This window comes from Paeniglutamicibacter quisquiliarum, from assembly GCF_019084045.1.
Classification (GTDB): Bacteria; Actinomycetota; Actinomycetes; order Actinomycetales; family Micrococcaceae; genus Paeniglutamicibacter; species Paeniglutamicibacter quisquiliarum.
The window spans coordinates 40,535-55,087 of record NZ_JAHRED010000012.1 but is presented as its reverse complement, the minus strand read 5'-3'; the positions used below and the strand labels follow the sequence as shown (position 1 = coordinate 55,087).

The window sequence follows — 14,553 nt, the reverse complement described above, 5'->3', positions numbered from 1 at the left end:
CGAGGGGAAAAGATACTCGATCGTGTCATTTGACCGTGCCGGACGGACGCCAGTGGTGAACCAGACAGGCCCACTATTTGAACTGACCGGTCAGTTCGGTTTACGCTGTAGTCGTGCTCATTGCCGATAACCTGGCCATTGCCGGCCGCCACCTGCCCCTGCTGGAACCCACCAGTCTCGCCGTTGCGCGCGGCGAGCTGCTGCTGGTTGCTGCCGAACCCCAGCCCACCCGCACGGCCCTGTCGCTGGGATTGAGCGCCCGCATGCGCCCCACCGGGGGAACCGTGGGCTGGTCGGGAAACACCTCCTTGCGGTCGGTGCGGCGCATCAGCGCCCTGGTCGATTCCCCGGAAATCAACGAGCCCGAGGCTCACCTCAAGGTCCGCGACCTGGTGGCCGAGGACCTGGCGCTGCAGCCCGGGCCGATCTGGCGGCGCAGCGGCATCGACGCCTGGATGAAGAAGCACCACATGGACGAGCTGGCCAATGAATGGCTCGACGCCATCGACCCGCTCGCACGTCTCGCGCTGCTCACCCACCTCGCGCTCGAGGACCGCGGCGTCGAGGTGCTGGTCTTTGATTCCCCCGACCGCCACGGCATTCCCGAGGACGACTGGTTCCGCTACCTGGAGTCGGTGGCCACCGGACGCCGCGCCCCGGCCGTGGTGGCGGTCGCCCAGCGCATCCCGGCGAATTGGGGCGGGTCGACGGCTTGGGCCGGCCGGGTGCAGGAAAAGCTGGCGGTCGCTCCGGCACCCGCGGCGGACCCCGAGACGGAAGACCAGGCGACCGCCGCACCCCGGGAGAACCCCGGGGAACCGGTCGCCGAAGCATCCCCAGTGACTGCCCAGAGCATCGCCGATGACACCGATGCCGCGGCACCCACCACGCATTTGACCGCGCCGAAGGAAGAATCATGACCACGTTGCGCCTCGCCCTCTCCGAACTCAAGCGCATGACCTCCGGGCGCCTGCCGCGGATTGCCATCATTGCCATGTGCCTGGTCCCGCTGCTCTACGGCGCCCTGTACCTCTACGCCAACTGGGACCCGTACGCACACCTGCACAACGTCAAGGCGGCCATCGTCAACCTCGATGCCGGTTCCGCCAAGGACGGCAAGGAGCTGAAGGTCGGCGACGACGTCACCGCCGAACTGCTTGAGGACGGGACCTTCGGCTGGACGGTTGTAGCCTCCGAGGCCGAGGCAGATGCGGGGGTCGCGGCCGGCGACTACGCCTTCGCCATGACGATCCCCCAGGACTTCTCCGCCAACCTCGCCTCCCCGGGCGACTTCGACAAGGCCAAGCAGGGCATCCTGAAGATCACCACCAACGACGCCAACAACTACATGGTCGGCACGTTCGCCGACAAGCTCGCCGGACAGGTGCACAACACCGTGGCCAAGGAGGTCGGCACGCAGACCGCCGACGCCCTGCTGACCGGCTTCTCCGACATCCACACCTCCATGTCCAAGGCCGCCGACGGCGCCGGCGAACTGCACACCGGCACCGTGAAACTCTCCGACGGGGTCACCACCCTGGCCGGCGGCGTCACCACGCTGGGCGACGGGGCAACCAAGCTCAACACCGGGGCCGGAGACCTGGCGGACGGGGTGGACGCCCTGCGCGATGGCACCGGCTCCCTGGTGGCCGGGCAAAAGAAGCTGGCCGACGGCGCCGACAAGCTCGCAGGCGGCGCGGGAACCCTCGCGAAGGGCACCGGCGAACTCAACGCCGGACTGGGCGAGCTGAAGTCCAGGACGGCCGCGCTGCCGGCCAAGACCCGGCAATTGGACGAGGGCGCCCAGAAGGCCGCCGATGCCTCCGCACGGCTCTCCGCGGGCGCCGCCCAGGTCGCCGCCGGCAACAAGGCCCTGGATGACAAGGTCACCCAGGCGGCCGACACCCTCACCGCCCTGGAAAAGGACGCCGAAGGCCGCATCGATTCGGCCACGGACGCGCTGGACGCCCGGTTGGACGCCCTGGTCGAGGCGGGGGTCCTGGAACCCGGGCAGGCGGATGCCCTGCGCCAGGACGTCAAGGACGCGGCGGCCTCCACCGGCGTCGCGGACCAGGTCGCGGACACCAAGACGCAGCTGGCCACCGCCCGGTCGCAGATCTCGGCGCTTGCCGACGGGTCGGCGCAGGTTGCCGAAGGTGCCAAGGAGCTCTCCGGCGGCCTGTCCACGCTCGCCGACGGGACGCACCAGCTGGCAGGGGCCATGCCCGCACTGAAGTCCGGCATTTCCGATGCCTCTGCCGGTGCATCCAAGCTCAACGACGGTGCCCAAACCCTGGCCGACGGGGCCGACACCCTTGCCGGCGGACAGCACGACGCGCTGGCCGGGGCCAAAAAGCTGGAAGCGGGCGCCGGCACCCTGGCCAACGGCGCCGGCACCCTGCATGAGGGAACCGGTTCGCTCGTCGCGGGCGTGAAGGAACTGCGCAACGGCGTGGGCGAGCTGGGCGACGGAGCCACCGAACTGCGCGACGGCTCCGGGGAGCTGTCCACCAAGCTGGCCGACGGCACCGACGAGGTACCCAACCCGGATGCCGGTTCCCGGGAGCAGGTCTCCTCGGTCATCGGGGATCCGGTGGACATTGCCCGCACCGACCAGGCCAAGGCCGGGGTGTACGGAGAGGGCCTGGCCCCGTTCTTCATGACCCTGGCCATCTGGATCGGCGCGTTCATCCTGGTTCAGATCATGCGCCCCATCACCAAGCGCGCGCTGGCCTCCAACGCCGCGAACTGGAAGATCGCCGTCGGCGGCTGGTTGCCGTTCCTGGGTATCTCGATGCTCCAGGGCACCATCCTCTACGCCGTGGTGCTCTACGGGCTGGGCCTGGACACCGCCCATCCGTGGATGACCTGGGGGCTGTTCCTGCTGGCCTCCATGGCGTTCACCGCGATCATCCAGGGCATCTGCGCGCTGGCCGGGACCCCGGGAAAGATGGTGGTGCTGGTGCTCATGGTGCTGCAGTTGGTCTCCTCCGGGGGCACCTTCCCCTGGGAAACCACCCCCGAGGCGCTGCACGTGGCGCACCGCTGGCTGCCCATGGGGCACGTGGTCACGGGCCTGCGGCACCTGATGTACGGCGCGGATCTGTCGGTGCTCGGACCGATCGTCGCGGGCCTGGTTGGCTACACCGTGCTGGGCCTGGTGGCCAGCACCGTGGCGGTACGATTGCACAAGACCTGGTCCCTGAAAACCCTGCATCCGGAGCTAAGCGCATGAGCCAGACACCCACGACCCGCCCCCGGGTGCGGGCCACCGACTCCAAGCACCGGCTGTTCACCGCCTCCATGGAGTTGATCGGCACCCGCGGGCACCAGCAGGTGAGCGTGGACGAGATCGCCAAGGCCGCGGGTGTCTCCAAGGGCACCGTCTACTACAACTTCGGGTCCAAGAACGAACTCATTGGCGAGCTGCTGAACTACGGAATCGCCATCCTCTTCGAACGCCTCGGGCCCGGTGCCACACACACGGACCCGGAAGCGGGGTTGCGTCAGATGGTTGGCGAGGCCCTGGAATTCATTGCCGAATACCCGGCCTTTTCCCAGCTCTGGATTTCCGAGCAATGGCAATCCGACAGCCAATGGGCCGGGGCCCTGGCGCAGATGCGCAACGACGTCATCGGGATGGTCCGCGCCGCCTTGTCCCGCCTGGCCGAACAGGAGCCTGCCGCGGCCGGAAAGCCGGTGCCCGACCTGGACGCCCTGGCCACCGCGTTGTTCGGGGCCACGCTCATCCTGGGCCGGGACCGCCAGGTCTTCCACCCGGAGCGGAGCATCGAGGAATGCGTCGGGGCAGCGATGGCCTTCACCGCGCCCCTGCGCTGATTCCCCGGCCGGTCCTCGATCAGTCCTGCGGACCGTCCAGGTCCCACTGGCGGTATCCCGCGCACCACTCGGAGTCGGAGCACGCGATCACCACGCCACGGTACCCGTCGAGCATTTGTTCGAGCTGCCCGCGGGCGGCTGCGTCCAGGTGGCCGTCGATCTCGTTGAGCAAGAGTAACGGCGGGGAGCCGAGCATGGCGCGGGCGACCATGAGTCCCGCGCGCTGCGTGGCATCAAGCGGCGCCCCGCCGCGGCGCAGGTGCGTGTCCTGGCCGTGCTCCAGCGATGCCGCGTCCAGTCCCAGGCGCGCAGCCAGCTCCAGTGCCTTGGCCGGATCGGCGTCGGGCCGGCGGTAGCGCAGGGCGCGCAACAACGTGCCGCGCTCGGGCACCATCGAGGCGAAGGCCGCGCCAATGAGCCGGCGCCGCTTCTTCTCATCCACCGAGCCGGGGATCACGCCCGCCACCACGTAGCCCCTCCCCCGGTGGGCGGCGTCGTGCCCCAGGTCCCCGAGGATCGGGCCGTCGTGCGTGCGCGCGGTGGCCAGGGTGGTGAACAACTCCGCGCGCACCCGCGCGTCGGCACCGACCATCCGGATCCGCTCGCCGGGCTCGGCGCGCAGCTCCGGGACCGGCTTTCCGTCGATTTCCAGCCCGTGCAGCCACAACCCCTCGACCCGCGAGGCCTGGATCTGCGCCGCGGCCCGCTGGGCCTTTTGGCGCAAGGCCGGGCCCGCCGCCAGCTCGCTTTCCTCTGCCAACAAGGGGGCAATGATCCGGGAGGCCGCCCTGTAGTTCTGCCGGTATTCCACGATGCGCCCCCACTCGCCCACCGGGGCCGCGCACAGTCCCAGCAACGTCAGGGCGGTGGCGATGTGCCCGGCGTCCAGGGCGGCGCTGCGCGAGACCAGCACCACCACGGCGGTGGCCAGCAGCGGCATGCCCAGGGAACAGGCGCGCAGCACCGCGGCCAGCCGGGCGCGCGACACCGCGGCATCCACGACCTTCTGGCCGCTGGACGCGACCCGGGACAGTTCGCGGGACACGCCGCCGGCGGCGACCACGGCGGAGGACGCGGCGACGGTGTCGGCAATGCGCGCGGCCAGGTTGCCGCGGTGACGCCGCAGGGTTCGCGCCCGGTCGTAGGCGGGGGCCGCCAGCAGCAGCAGGGCGCCGGTGAGTACCAGCACCGGCACCCCCAGCGCCAGGGCGAGGGCCGGATGGATCGTCCAGAGCCCCGCCATCGAAATGAGCACCAGCGGGATGCCCGCCAGCAGCGGCGCAATGCCCTGGGCCACCCAGTTGCGCACCGAGGACAGGTCGTTGCTGGCCCGGGCCACGGTGATGCCCACCGAGGGCACCTTGGCGGCCAGCAGCGAGTGGGAGATCAGCGAAAGGCGCAGCTGGGCCACGTAGTGCTGCCCGAGCTTCTCGGCCAGCACCCGTTCCAGGTAGCGGCCGTAGCCCAGCACCAGGATCAACGCACCGATGCCCAATGACATCGGCAGCACGGCAGCCCCGGTCACGAGCGCGCCGACCAGCAGGGCGATGCCCACCCCGAGGCCGCCGCAGGCGGTGGCCAGGGCCAGCAGCGCCGCAAAGAGTCCGCGGCGTTTCCCGGTGACCAGTTTCGGCAGGCGCGGGGCCGGTTCCTTGCGCCCGGCGGCCGGAACGATGTCCAGCGGCGCCGTGGCCGGTGCCCCCTGTGCCTCCATCAGGGCCTCGAGCCCGCTCACAGCGCGGCGGCGCGCACCGGGATCAGGGCGGTGGCGACCTCGGGGTTGCACAGGGCGTAGGTGTCGATGACCGGGACGTCGAGCCGGGAGGCGGCCTCGGCGGTCGCCAGCGGGGAGGCGGTGAGGAGGCCGGAGACCGCGGCGACCGGCACCGCCGCGTCCTGCAGCACGTCCAGCCCGGCCCGGGCGCCGAGGGCGTCCTGGGCGGAGAACACCACGGTGTCCACGTAGGCGGCAAAGAGCGGGTCGCGCAGCAACCTGGAGGTCTCGCCCTGGTACAGGCCGTCGGCGATCTCGATGACCACCACGTCGGCGCCGGAGGCGGCCTGCTCGTCGATCATCGCGGCCAGCAGGTCGCGGACCTGCTCGTAGGCGAGCTTGAAGGTGGTGGGGTAGCCGAAGTCGGTGAAGTCGCAGACCGGGAACGCGCCGGCGTCGATGAACAGGTTCGGGTCGTTGCCCGCCCCGGTGCCGGTGGCCTTGCCCGCGGCCACGTTGAGCCCGGCGTTGGACAGTCCGTTGACCAGGCAGCCCAGGGTGGTGGACTTGCCGGAGTTCATCGAGGTGCCCAGCACCGCGATGACCGGCGGGCGCACGGTGCCCACGGCGCGCAGCGCTGCCAGCGACGGGGTGCCGACCTGCAGCGGGGCAAAGTCGCGCAGGTTGACCACGCCGCCCTTGGTGGCCAGCAGGCCGATCGGCTCGATGGCCGTGGCTGCATCGATCGAGGCGTGCATTTCGGTCACATACCCGGCCAGGCCGCCGCCGGCCACCAGGTGGCAGGGCTCCAGGGAGTCCGGCACGTGGGCCAGGAACTGGTCCGGGGCGTAGCGGTTGCCGTAGGCGACCATGATTTCCTGGCCCACGAACATCAGTTGGCGGCGGGAGACCGGGGACTCGAGGCGGGTGTGCTTGCCGATCTCGGCGACCCGGGCGATGACCACGTCCCCGGGCTGCGGGGTGACGTCCGCGCCGGCGACGAGGTGGAAGTCGCCGGGGTGCTTGGAGAACTCGGTGGCCACGAAACGAGTGGTGTAGGCGGCGCGGATCTTCAGAGCGCGCTGTGCATCGAGCTTCAGGTGGCGCAGTCGGCCTTCGGCCGCCGCAAGGGCTTCGTTGGCTTCGAAGGTTTCGGTTTCAAGGCTGGGGCTGATGCTCATCTGCGGGGTTCCTTTTCAAGGGGCTCGGTGGCTTGCGTTGCTCCTAGTCAAAGCGGCCCAAATGAGCAAAGGGTGAACGGTCGATGAGGGCGTTCTCATAATCGCCTCACGCGTTCTCATGTTCTGCGGTTCGGGGCCCGTGAACCCGGGGTTCCGGGCCCCGGAAAACTCTCATCCGTTTCCTCATGTGTGTTCCGCCACGGTGTCGTTTTCCGGGCTCTCCCGCGGCGCGGGTGCCGCTTCGGGCCTCGCCGTGCCAAACCGCAACGTCCCGACGGAAACCCCCAGCACCAGCACCGCGGCCCCGGCGATTTCCAGCGCATTGGGATACTCGTGGAGCACCAGGGCGGCGCTGCCCATCCCGATGGCGGGGATCAGCAAGGTATAGGGCACGACCTTGGCGGTGGGGTACTTGCCCAGCAGCGTATTCCAGATGCTGTACCCGACCAGCGAGGCCACCAATGCGGTGAAGGCGATACCCCACCACGTCTCTGGGCCCAAGGTGGCAAGCGCATCGCCCACGGCGGCGGGCCCGTCGAGCAGTAGCGAAAGGCCAAGCATCGGCAACGGGACCCAGAGCGCCGAGTGCACCACCAACCCCAACCCGGAGGCGCCGGAGGCCGAACGCGAGATGACATTTCCGACGCCCCAGGCGAAACCGGCGGCAATGCAGATCAGCAACGGCACCAGGACGCCGGCCAGTGCGGCGCCTTCGGGTAGCGAGGCAACCCGGCCAAAGCCCACCACCACCAGCCCGGCAATGCCCAGGATGGAGCCGAGGACCTGCTTTCGCGTGGGGTATTCCCGCAGGAAAAGGGCGCCCAGCCCGATGGTGAAGAACATCTGTGCCTGCAGCGCCACCGGCGCCAGCCCGGCCGGCAGTCCCAGGTGCATGGCGGTAAAGAGCAGCCCGAACTGCCCGGCGCTCATGGCCAGCCCGATGCCGGCGACAACCTTCCAGCCGACCTTGGGCCGGGGAACGAAGAACACCAGCGGGAAGGCGACGGCGGCGAAGCGCAGCGCCACAAACACCAGCGGAAGCGTGTCGCGCAGCCCCAGGTCGATGAACAGGAAGTTCAGGCCCCAGAGCAGGGCGACCAACAGGGCAAGGAGGGTATCGCGGGGTTTCACGGGTCAGCGCGGGACCACGAAGTTGGTCACCCGCATGTCGCGGCCGTCGATCTCCGCCCAGGGTTTCTCGGTCTGCAGCACCGTCAGCCCCAGCGTCGGGTAGTCCATGGCCAGCTCGTAGACCGCTTCCTCGTCCGAGTCCACCGAGGCCAGGCGCATGGCGAGCTCCTGCAGCACCGGCTGGTGGCCGATGACCATGAGCGTGGTGACGGTTTCGGGGGTCTCGTTGATGATGGCGCACAGCCTGGTGCTCGAGGCGCCGTAGATCCGCGAATCCAGGTAGGGCGTGGGCGCCTTCTCCCCCAGTTCGCTGATCACCCAGGCGCAGGTGGCGCGGGTCCGCTGGGCGTCGGAGAGCATGATGAAGTCGGGCACCACGTCGTTCTCGCGCAGCCAGGCCCCGGCGGCCGGCGCCTCGCGGTTTCCGCGGGCGGCCAGCGGCCGGTCGTGGTCGCTGACACCCTGCGGGTAGTCGCTTTTGGCGTGGCGCAGCAGTACGAGTCGCTTCAGGTGGTGTTCGCTCATGCCCCCAAGCTTATGCGCCGCCCGGGCTTAAGTGCTTGTGGGCCCCGCATCCACGGATGCGGGGCCCACAAGGGACAAGAATGGATCTAGATGGTGTATTCCGGGGCTGCCCAGACGACGACCTCGGGGTGCTCGTAGAAGCGGTAGCCCTGGCCGCGTACGGTGCGCACGGTATTGGCCAGGCGCCCCAGCTTGGAGCGCAGGCGACGGATGTGCACGTCGATGGTGCGCTCGTTGGGGACCTCTTCGGCGTTGCGCCACAGGTTGGTGAGCAGCTCGTCGCGGCCCACCGTGCGGGTGCCGTTTTCCACGAGGTAGTTCAGCAGCTCGAATTCCTTGAACGTGAGGTTCAGGGTCTCGCCATCCAGGTGCACCTCGCGGCGCGACAGGTCGATGAGCACGCCGGAGGGGCGCGGCGCCGCCGGACGGGAATCGACGCGCGGGCGGCGGTTGACCGTGGGGTCACCCAGGGCCTGGCGCACGACGTCGATGTTCTCGCCCTGCGCGCTGGACGGGGCCAGTGCGACGGCGGCATGGGTCTGGGCCTCGGGAGAGAGCGTGGCCAGGAAGGCGCGGACCTGCGTGGCCAGCTTGCCCAGCGAGGTTCCCTGCGCCTGGGCCACGGACTCGTCCAGACCGACGTAGAGCACAAACCCTCGGGCTGTGGTGTCGGTCGCCACCGGCTGCGGTCCCGGGGTGCTGCTCGGGGCAACCACCGGGGTTGGGGCTGTCATCGGTCGAGTCTCCTGCGCCGCGGGAACGGCATGAAGCTGGCGATAGCCGGCCGGGGCATATCCGCCGGGAGCAGTGTTGCGCTGCGCGGCGGCGGCGCGGGACTGGGCGTTGCGGATTGAGACATGGACGTATCCGGACGTTACCGACATGCTTCTTTACCTCTAACTCGTGTGAATGCCACGGAATGGCGCGAATGCTTAGGTGCTCCGTCTACCTCACAGGTGCGAAGCGTGGGAGCGATGCGAGTGTCACTGAGCGCCGAAGGGTTCCGACGCTCAGCTGGGCATTCGACAACAACACTGGCGATGAGTCATCGCCACGCCTTCGGAAAGGCTCTGAGGTGCTGTTGCTGCGCTATTCACAAGCTCTAGTTTCCTCGTAATATTCGGAACCCGCAAGTAACAAACTTCGATAGCGTCCACAATGTGAGACGTGGAGCGCTTAACGTGTCCATCATCACATTGCGCAGATATCGGACATGAGGGCGGGCGACAATGCGGTATGCACTGTCATTTCCAAAAGTGCGGGCAATGTGATCAATCGACGGGCGCCTAGCGCCTGAATGCCCAGACCTACACCCGGACCGGGCATCAGGCAACGGCCCCGCCAGGCAGCGCTCCCGCCGGCGTCGGGCCCTTCGGCAACCGCAGGCCTTAAGCTGGAATTACCAGACCTCACAGCCCGCGCACAGCTGGGCCACAGGGCTGGCCTACACCTCGGATGGAAAGTTAAAGACATGCCAAGCTCCCGCTTTTCTCCCACCCAGTTGCCCCGCCTCACCCACCCGGACGGCACAGCCATCCGGGTGCTTGTCGTCGACGACGAGCCCTCGCTGGCCGAACTTGTCTCCATGGGCACCAGGATGCTGGGATGGGAAGCCACTGTCGCGCACGACGGTCCCTCCGCGGTGGAGGCCGCCCGCAAGGCGACCCCCGATGTGCTGGTGCTGGATTGGATGCTGCCGGGCTTCGAGGGGCCGGAGGTGCTGCGCAAGGTCCGCACGTTCCTGCCCGAGGTGCCAGTCCTTTTCCTGACCGCCAAGGACGCCGTCGAGGACAGGATCGAGGGCCTGGGCATCGGCGCCGACGACTACGTCGCCAAGCCCTTCAGCCTTGAGGAGGTGCTGCTGCGCCTGCACAAGCTCGTGGAACGCTCCGGCGCCACCGCCGCCGACAGCGCCGAGCTGGTCGTCGGGGACCTCGTGCTGAATTCGGATTCCCATGACGTCACCCGGGCGGGTGTTCCCATCAACCTCACGGCCACGGAGTTCGACCTACTCTCCTACCTGATGGTCAACGCCCGCCGGGTGGTCTCCAAGACCCAAATCCTCGACAACGTCTGGCACTACGACTTCGGCGGCCAGGCCAACATCGTCGAGCTCTACATTTCCTACCTGCGCAAGAAGATCGAGGTCGACGGCGCGCCCATGATCCACACCGTGCGCGGGGCCGGATACATGCTCAAGCCCGCATCATGACCCCCTCCGCACGCCCACCCCTCCCCTCCGGGGAACCGGAGCGCCATTCAGCCGGTGAGGCTTCGCCCCACTCCCCCGATGCCCCCGCGCCGGCCCCGGGCATCCCGGGCCAGGAAACCGAGCGGGCCCCGCTGCACGCAAGGCTGGGGCAGCGTCTGGGCCGGCTGCCCCTGCAGCGCAAGCTGCTGCTCGCCCTCATCGGCTCCCTCGCATTGATCTGCACCGTCATTGGCCTGCTGCTGAACGCCGGCATGCGCCAGTCCCTGGCGGCGCAGCTGCATGAACAGCTGGAGTTCGCCTCCGACCGCGCGGCAAGCTATTCGGCGCAAAACGGCCGCGAAACGTCCTCCGGCCCGCTCTTTGCCCCCGGGCAGGCCTCAGGGACGCTCAACGCCAGGATCGTCTCCGGCTACTTGTTTTCCGGTGCCGTGCTCGATTCGAAGACCGGCGAGCGCAAGGACATCACCGACGCGGACGTGCTGCCCCTGACCTCCGTGAAGGTCGATGCTCCCCCGGTGGTCCACCACCTGAGCATCGGGGACTACATGCTCTCCGCGCAGCAGGACCCGGGCTCCGGCGGCATCCTCATCACCGGCCTGCCCATGGCACCCACCGAGCGGACCCTGGCCTCCCTGGGCATCTTGACGATCACCATTTCCCTGGCCGGGCTGATCGCCATCGGGCTGGTGGGCTCGATGATCATCCGCCGGTCGCTGGCCCCGCTGCAGCGGGTCTCCGCGGTGGCCTCGTCCGTGGCCAACGCCGAGCTGGAATCCGGCACCGCCGCCCTGGAGGCCCGCGTGCCCCCGGAGGATTCGATCCCGGGCACCGAATCCGGGGAGGTGGGCCGTGCGCTCAATGCCCTGTTGGACAACGTGGGCGCCGCCTTCGCGGTACGCGAGGCCTCGGAGGCGCAGATGCGCCAATTCGTGGCCGACGCCTCCCACGAGCTGCGCACCCCGCTCTCGGCCATCCGCGGGTACACCGAGTTGATCAGCGCCACCGAGCATTTCTCCGACGACGGGCAACGCTCGCTGAACCGGGTGCTGGAACAAAGCACCCGGATGAGCTCCCTGGTGGAGAACCTGCTGCTGCTGGCCCGGCTCGATGAGAAGCACCAGATCAAGAAGGCCCCCGTGGATCTGGGGAAGCTGGCCACCGACATCACCGAGGACTTCGCCATCACCGCCCCCGCCCACCACTGGATCCCCAAGGTCCCCGACATCCCGCTGGTGGTCTCCGGCGATGCCGCGGCGTTGCGCCGGGTCATCACCAACCTGCTGGCCAATGCCCGCAAGCACACCTCCGAGGGCAACACCGTCACCGTGGGGGTCCACCGCGATGCGGCCAGTCACCAGGCGGTGCTGCGCGTTGCCGACACCGGCGAGGGCATTGCCCCGGACTTCCTCCCGCTGGTGTTCGAGCGCTTCACCCGGGCCGACGGGGCGCGCTCGGGCGCGGACGGCACCACCGGGCTGGGGTTGCCCATTGCCAAGGCCATCGTCGAGTCCCACGACGGGAGCATCACGGTGTCTTCCGTCCCGGGGAACACGGTCTTCGAGGTGCGCCTGCCGCTGCCGCTCGCGGTGCCGCCGAAGCCCTTGACCCCGCCCAAGGCCGCCAAGGCCTAAGCCTGGGGGCCGTCACCCAGGGCACAAAAAAGGCGTCCGGCCGGCACGGGAACCCCTGGTTCCCTGCCGGCCGGACGCCGTGGTGCTGCCGTGGCTAGTGGGCCACGCCGTAGAGGCGGTCGCCTGCATCGCCCAGGCCGGGAACGATGTATGACTGCTCGTCCAGCTTCTCATCCAGGGCGCCCAGGACCAGATGGACCTTCTCGTTGTCTCCGTAGGCCTCTTCAAGGCGGGCAAGGCCCTCGGGCGCGGCGATGAGGCAGATGCAGGTGACGTCGGCGGCGCCGCGGTCAAAGAGGAACTTGATCGATTCGATCAGCGTGCCGCCGGTGGCCAGCATCGGGTCCAACACGAAGACCTGGCGTCCGGTCAAATCCGAGGGCAGGCGTTCGGCGTAGGTGATGATGTCGAGGGTTTCCTCGTTGCGGGCCATGCCCAGGAACCCGACCTCGGCGGTCGGAACCAGGCGGGTCATGCCCTCGAGCATGCCCAGGCCGGCGCGCAGGATCGGCACCACCAGCGGGGTCGGCTTGGCAAAGGCAATGCCGGTCGTCGTCGCGACCGGGGTCTCGACCTGGACCTTGACGGTCTTGACGTCGCGCGTGGCCTCGTAGGCCAGCAGGGTCACCAACTCGTCGGTCAGCTGCCGGAAGACCGGCGAAGGGGTGTTCTTGTCCCGGAGGACCGATACCTTGTGGGCCACCAACGGGTGGTCGATTACCTGTACGCGCATGCACCAAAATCTACCAGCCGAATGCTCCCGTTTACCGGTTTTCGCATTCCGGCTTCGGGTGATTCCCGCCATTGACCGGCCTTGGGGCCGGGAGGAGAATGGGCCACAGACCGGGCCTGCCTGTGGCCCGGACAAACACGAAGCCGGCACCATGGACATCACCCACCCGCTTCCGGCAACCGCGCTGCGGTCGCTGTCGGCGTCACTGCACGGAATGCTCTTCACCGCCGCCGACCCCGAATACGCCGAGACCCGCGCCGTGTGGAACGCCATGATCGACAGGCACCCCCTGTTGGTGGTTCGTGCCGTCGACGTTGCCGACGTGTCCCTCGCGCTGGCCTTCGCCCGGGAGCATGGATTGCCGTTGGCGATCCGATCCGGCGGGCACAACGTGGCCGGGTTCGGCACCGTCGAGCACGGCTTGGTGCTGGACATGCGCGCCCTGAACACCGTGCACGTGGAAGCCGCGGAGCAACGGGTGAGGGTCGGCGGAGGCGCGCTCCTGGGTGAACTTGACCGCGCGACCAGCGCCCACGGGCTGGCGGTCCCCGTCGGCGTCGTCTCGAAAACCGGCGTGGCCGGACTGTGTCTCGGCGGTGGCTTCGGCTGGCTCACCCGGCCCTTCGGACTGACCGTTGACAACCTCTTGGCGGCGAACCTTGTCACCCCCGAGGGCGAGGTGGTCCACGCCGACGCCGCCACCAACCCCGATCTGCTCTGGGGTCTCACCGGTGGGGGCGGAAACTTCGGGGTCGTCACCGAGTTCACGTTCAAGGCCCACCCGCTGCCCGAAACCCTCTACGCAGGGAACCTGATCTACCGCCCCGAACAGTGGAAGCATGCCCTGCATGCGGTGCGTGACTGGTCCACCAGGCTCCCGGACCAGATGACGGTCATTGTCACGGCCATGGTGCCGCCGCCCGAGTGGGAGCTGGGCACCGGCAGCGTGCTCCTCGTCGGATTCCTCTGGGCGGATCCGGACCATGCGGCCGGTGCCGCTTGCGTGGAGGAATTCCTCGCAACCGCGCCCACCGACGAACAGGACGTCTCCCCCGTTTCATGGCCCGATTGGCAGTCCGTGGTGGACGAGATGTTCCCCAAGGGCGTGCGCGCCTACTGGAAGAACACAGCATTGGACGACCTCTCGGACGAGGCCATCAATGTGTTCACTGCCCGAGCGCGGCAACTCGACTGGCCGGGCATGGGCTTCGACATCCACGTCATGGGCGGTGCCATGGGACGGGTTCGCCCGGAAGCAACGGCATTCGAAGACCGCAGCTCCCCGTTCTGGTTGAACATCTACGGATTCTGGAACGGCAAGGAACTCGACGACCACCACATTGACTTCATCCGCGGCTTCCACCATGAGATGCAACCCTTCGCGCACGGCGGGGAGTACGTGAATTTTTCCAGCAGCGATGAGCACGTGCCCGGTGGCTTCGATCTACTGGGCCTCTACGGTGCCGAAAAGCTCGCCAAACTCACGGCGCTCAAACGCCGTTACGACCCGCACAACAGGCTTCGCCTGAACCACAACATCGTCCTGCCGAGCCCCGGCTAGCCGCACCAGCCGGCAGCCGGTTGCC

At 68.6% G+C, this 14,553-nt stretch carries 12 protein-coding genes; 6 read left to right on the top strand and 6 right to left on the bottom strand.

The features are described from left to right. Window positions 1–113: 113 nt before the first annotated feature. Genes KRR55_RS17850 through KRR55_RS17840 form a run of 3 tightly spaced genes read left to right on the top strand, consistent with a single transcriptional unit; the run spans window position 114 to window position 3,840 of the window. The gene (locus tag KRR55_RS17850) at window positions 114–920 is read left to right on the top strand and encodes an ABC transporter ATP-binding protein (protein WP_217390671.1); all 807 of its coding nucleotides are present in this window, start codon (window positions 114–116) and stop codon (window positions 918–920) included. Next, window positions 917–3,235, top strand: coding sequence for a YhgE/Pip family protein (locus KRR55_RS17845; RefSeq protein WP_217390670.1), 2,319 nt, complete (start codon window positions 917–919; stop codon window positions 3,233–3,235). Before KRR55_RS17850 ends, KRR55_RS17845 begins: the two co-directional genes overlap by 4 nt. After that, entirely contained in the window at window positions 3,232–3,840 is a 609-nt protein-coding gene (locus KRR55_RS17840; protein ID WP_217390669.1) for a TetR/AcrR family transcriptional regulator, read from the top strand. The genes KRR55_RS17845 and KRR55_RS17840 overlap by 4 nt, the downstream gene beginning before the upstream one ends. 19 nt (window positions 3,841–3,859) lie before the next feature. On the opposite strand, the gene KRR55_RS17835 is transcribed toward KRR55_RS17840, so the two are convergent. The 5 genes from KRR55_RS17835 to KRR55_RS17815 form a co-directional block, all read right to left on the bottom strand. Beyond that, a complete protein-coding gene (locus KRR55_RS17835) occupies window positions 3,860–5,575 on the bottom strand; it encodes an ABC transporter transmembrane domain-containing protein (RefSeq protein ID WP_217390668.1) in 1,716 nt (571 codons plus the stop codon). Next, window positions 5,572–6,735 (bottom strand): DUF1611 domain-containing protein, encoded by a 1,164-nt coding sequence (locus tag KRR55_RS17830; protein WP_217390667.1) that lies wholly within the window; start codon window positions 6,733–6,735, stop codon window positions 5,572–5,574. Before KRR55_RS17830 ends, KRR55_RS17835 begins: the two co-directional genes overlap by 4 nt. Window positions 6,736–6,918: 183 nt before the next feature. Next, window positions 6,919–7,866: an EamA family transporter gene (locus tag KRR55_RS17825; protein ID WP_217390666.1), complete on the bottom strand. Its 948-nt coding sequence runs from the start codon at window positions 7,864–7,866 to the stop codon at window positions 6,919–6,921. Window positions 7,867–7,869: 3 nt separating this feature from the next. Continuing rightward, the gene (locus tag KRR55_RS17820) at window positions 7,870–8,391 is read right to left on the bottom strand and encodes a SixA phosphatase family protein (RefSeq protein WP_217390665.1); all 522 of its coding nucleotides are present in this window, start codon (window positions 8,389–8,391) and stop codon (window positions 7,870–7,872) included. A gap of 86 nt (window positions 8,392–8,477) precedes the next feature. After that, complete coding sequence (locus KRR55_RS17815) at window positions 8,478–9,275, bottom strand: winged helix-turn-helix domain-containing protein (RefSeq protein ID WP_217390664.1); 798 nt, start codon at window positions 9,273–9,275, stop codon at window positions 8,478–8,480. A gap of 587 nt (window positions 9,276–9,862) precedes the next feature. On the opposite strand from KRR55_RS17815, the gene KRR55_RS17810 reads away from it, so the two are divergent. Together KRR55_RS17810 and KRR55_RS17805 are read left to right on the top strand one after the other, a co-directional pair. After that, complete coding sequence (locus tag KRR55_RS17810; protein ID WP_217390663.1) at window positions 9,863–10,603, top strand: response regulator transcription factor; 741 nt, start codon at window positions 9,863–9,865, stop codon at window positions 10,601–10,603. Beyond that, window positions 10,600–12,234 carry a sensor histidine kinase gene (locus KRR55_RS17805; RefSeq protein ID WP_217390662.1) on the top strand — a complete coding sequence of 545 codons (1,635 nt, stop codon included), beginning with the start codon at window positions 10,600–10,602 and terminating at the stop codon, window positions 12,232–12,234. Before KRR55_RS17810 ends, KRR55_RS17805 begins: the two co-directional genes overlap by 4 nt. A gap of 94 nt (window positions 12,235–12,328) precedes the next feature. Here KRR55_RS17805 and upp read toward each other — a convergent pair whose 3' ends face one another. Then, window positions 12,329–12,967, bottom strand: coding sequence for a uracil phosphoribosyltransferase (gene upp / locus KRR55_RS17800; RefSeq protein ID WP_217390661.1), 639 nt, complete (start codon window positions 12,965–12,967; stop codon window positions 12,329–12,331). Between the two features lie 151 nt (window positions 12,968–13,118). Here upp and KRR55_RS17795 point away from each other — a divergent pair, with 151 nt between their 5' ends. Then, window positions 13,119–14,528: an FAD-binding oxidoreductase gene (locus KRR55_RS17795; RefSeq protein WP_254456373.1), complete on the top strand. Its 1,410-nt coding sequence runs from the start codon at window positions 13,119–13,121 to the stop codon at window positions 14,526–14,528. Window positions 14,529–14,553 lie beyond the last annotated feature (25 nt).

Bases quoted from the DNA above. Each gene is read 5' to 3' on its own strand.
- KRR55_RS17810 (WP_217390663.1), top strand. From the start codon at position 9,863: ATGCCAAGCTCCCGCTTTTCTCCCACCCAGTTGCCCCGCCTCACCCAC.
- KRR55_RS17795 (WP_254456373.1), top strand. From the start codon at position 13,119: ATGGACATCACCCACCCGCTTCCGGCAACCGCGCTGCGGTCGCTGTCG.
- KRR55_RS17840 (WP_217390669.1), top strand. From the start codon at position 3,232: ATGAGCCAGACACCCACGACCCGCCCCCGGGTGCGGGCCACCGACTCC.
- upp (WP_217390661.1), bottom strand. From the start codon at position 12,967: ATGCGCGTACAGGTAATCGACCACCCGTTGGTGGCCCACAAGGTATCG.
- KRR55_RS17815 (WP_217390664.1), bottom strand. From the start codon at position 9,275: ATGTCGGTAACGTCCGGATACGTCCATGTCTCAATCCGCAACGCCCAG.
- KRR55_RS17820 (WP_217390665.1), bottom strand. From the start codon at position 8,391: ATGAGCGAACACCACCTGAAGCGACTCGTACTGCTGCGCCACGCCAAA.
- KRR55_RS17845 (WP_217390670.1), top strand. From the start codon at position 917: ATGACCACGTTGCGCCTCGCCCTCTCCGAACTCAAGCGCATGACCTCC.
- KRR55_RS17805 (WP_217390662.1), top strand. From the start codon at position 10,600: ATGACCCCCTCCGCACGCCCACCCCTCCCCTCCGGGGAACCGGAGCGC.
- KRR55_RS17830 (WP_217390667.1), bottom strand. From the start codon at position 6,735: ATGAGCATCAGCCCCAGCCTTGAAACCGAAACCTTCGAAGCCAACGAA.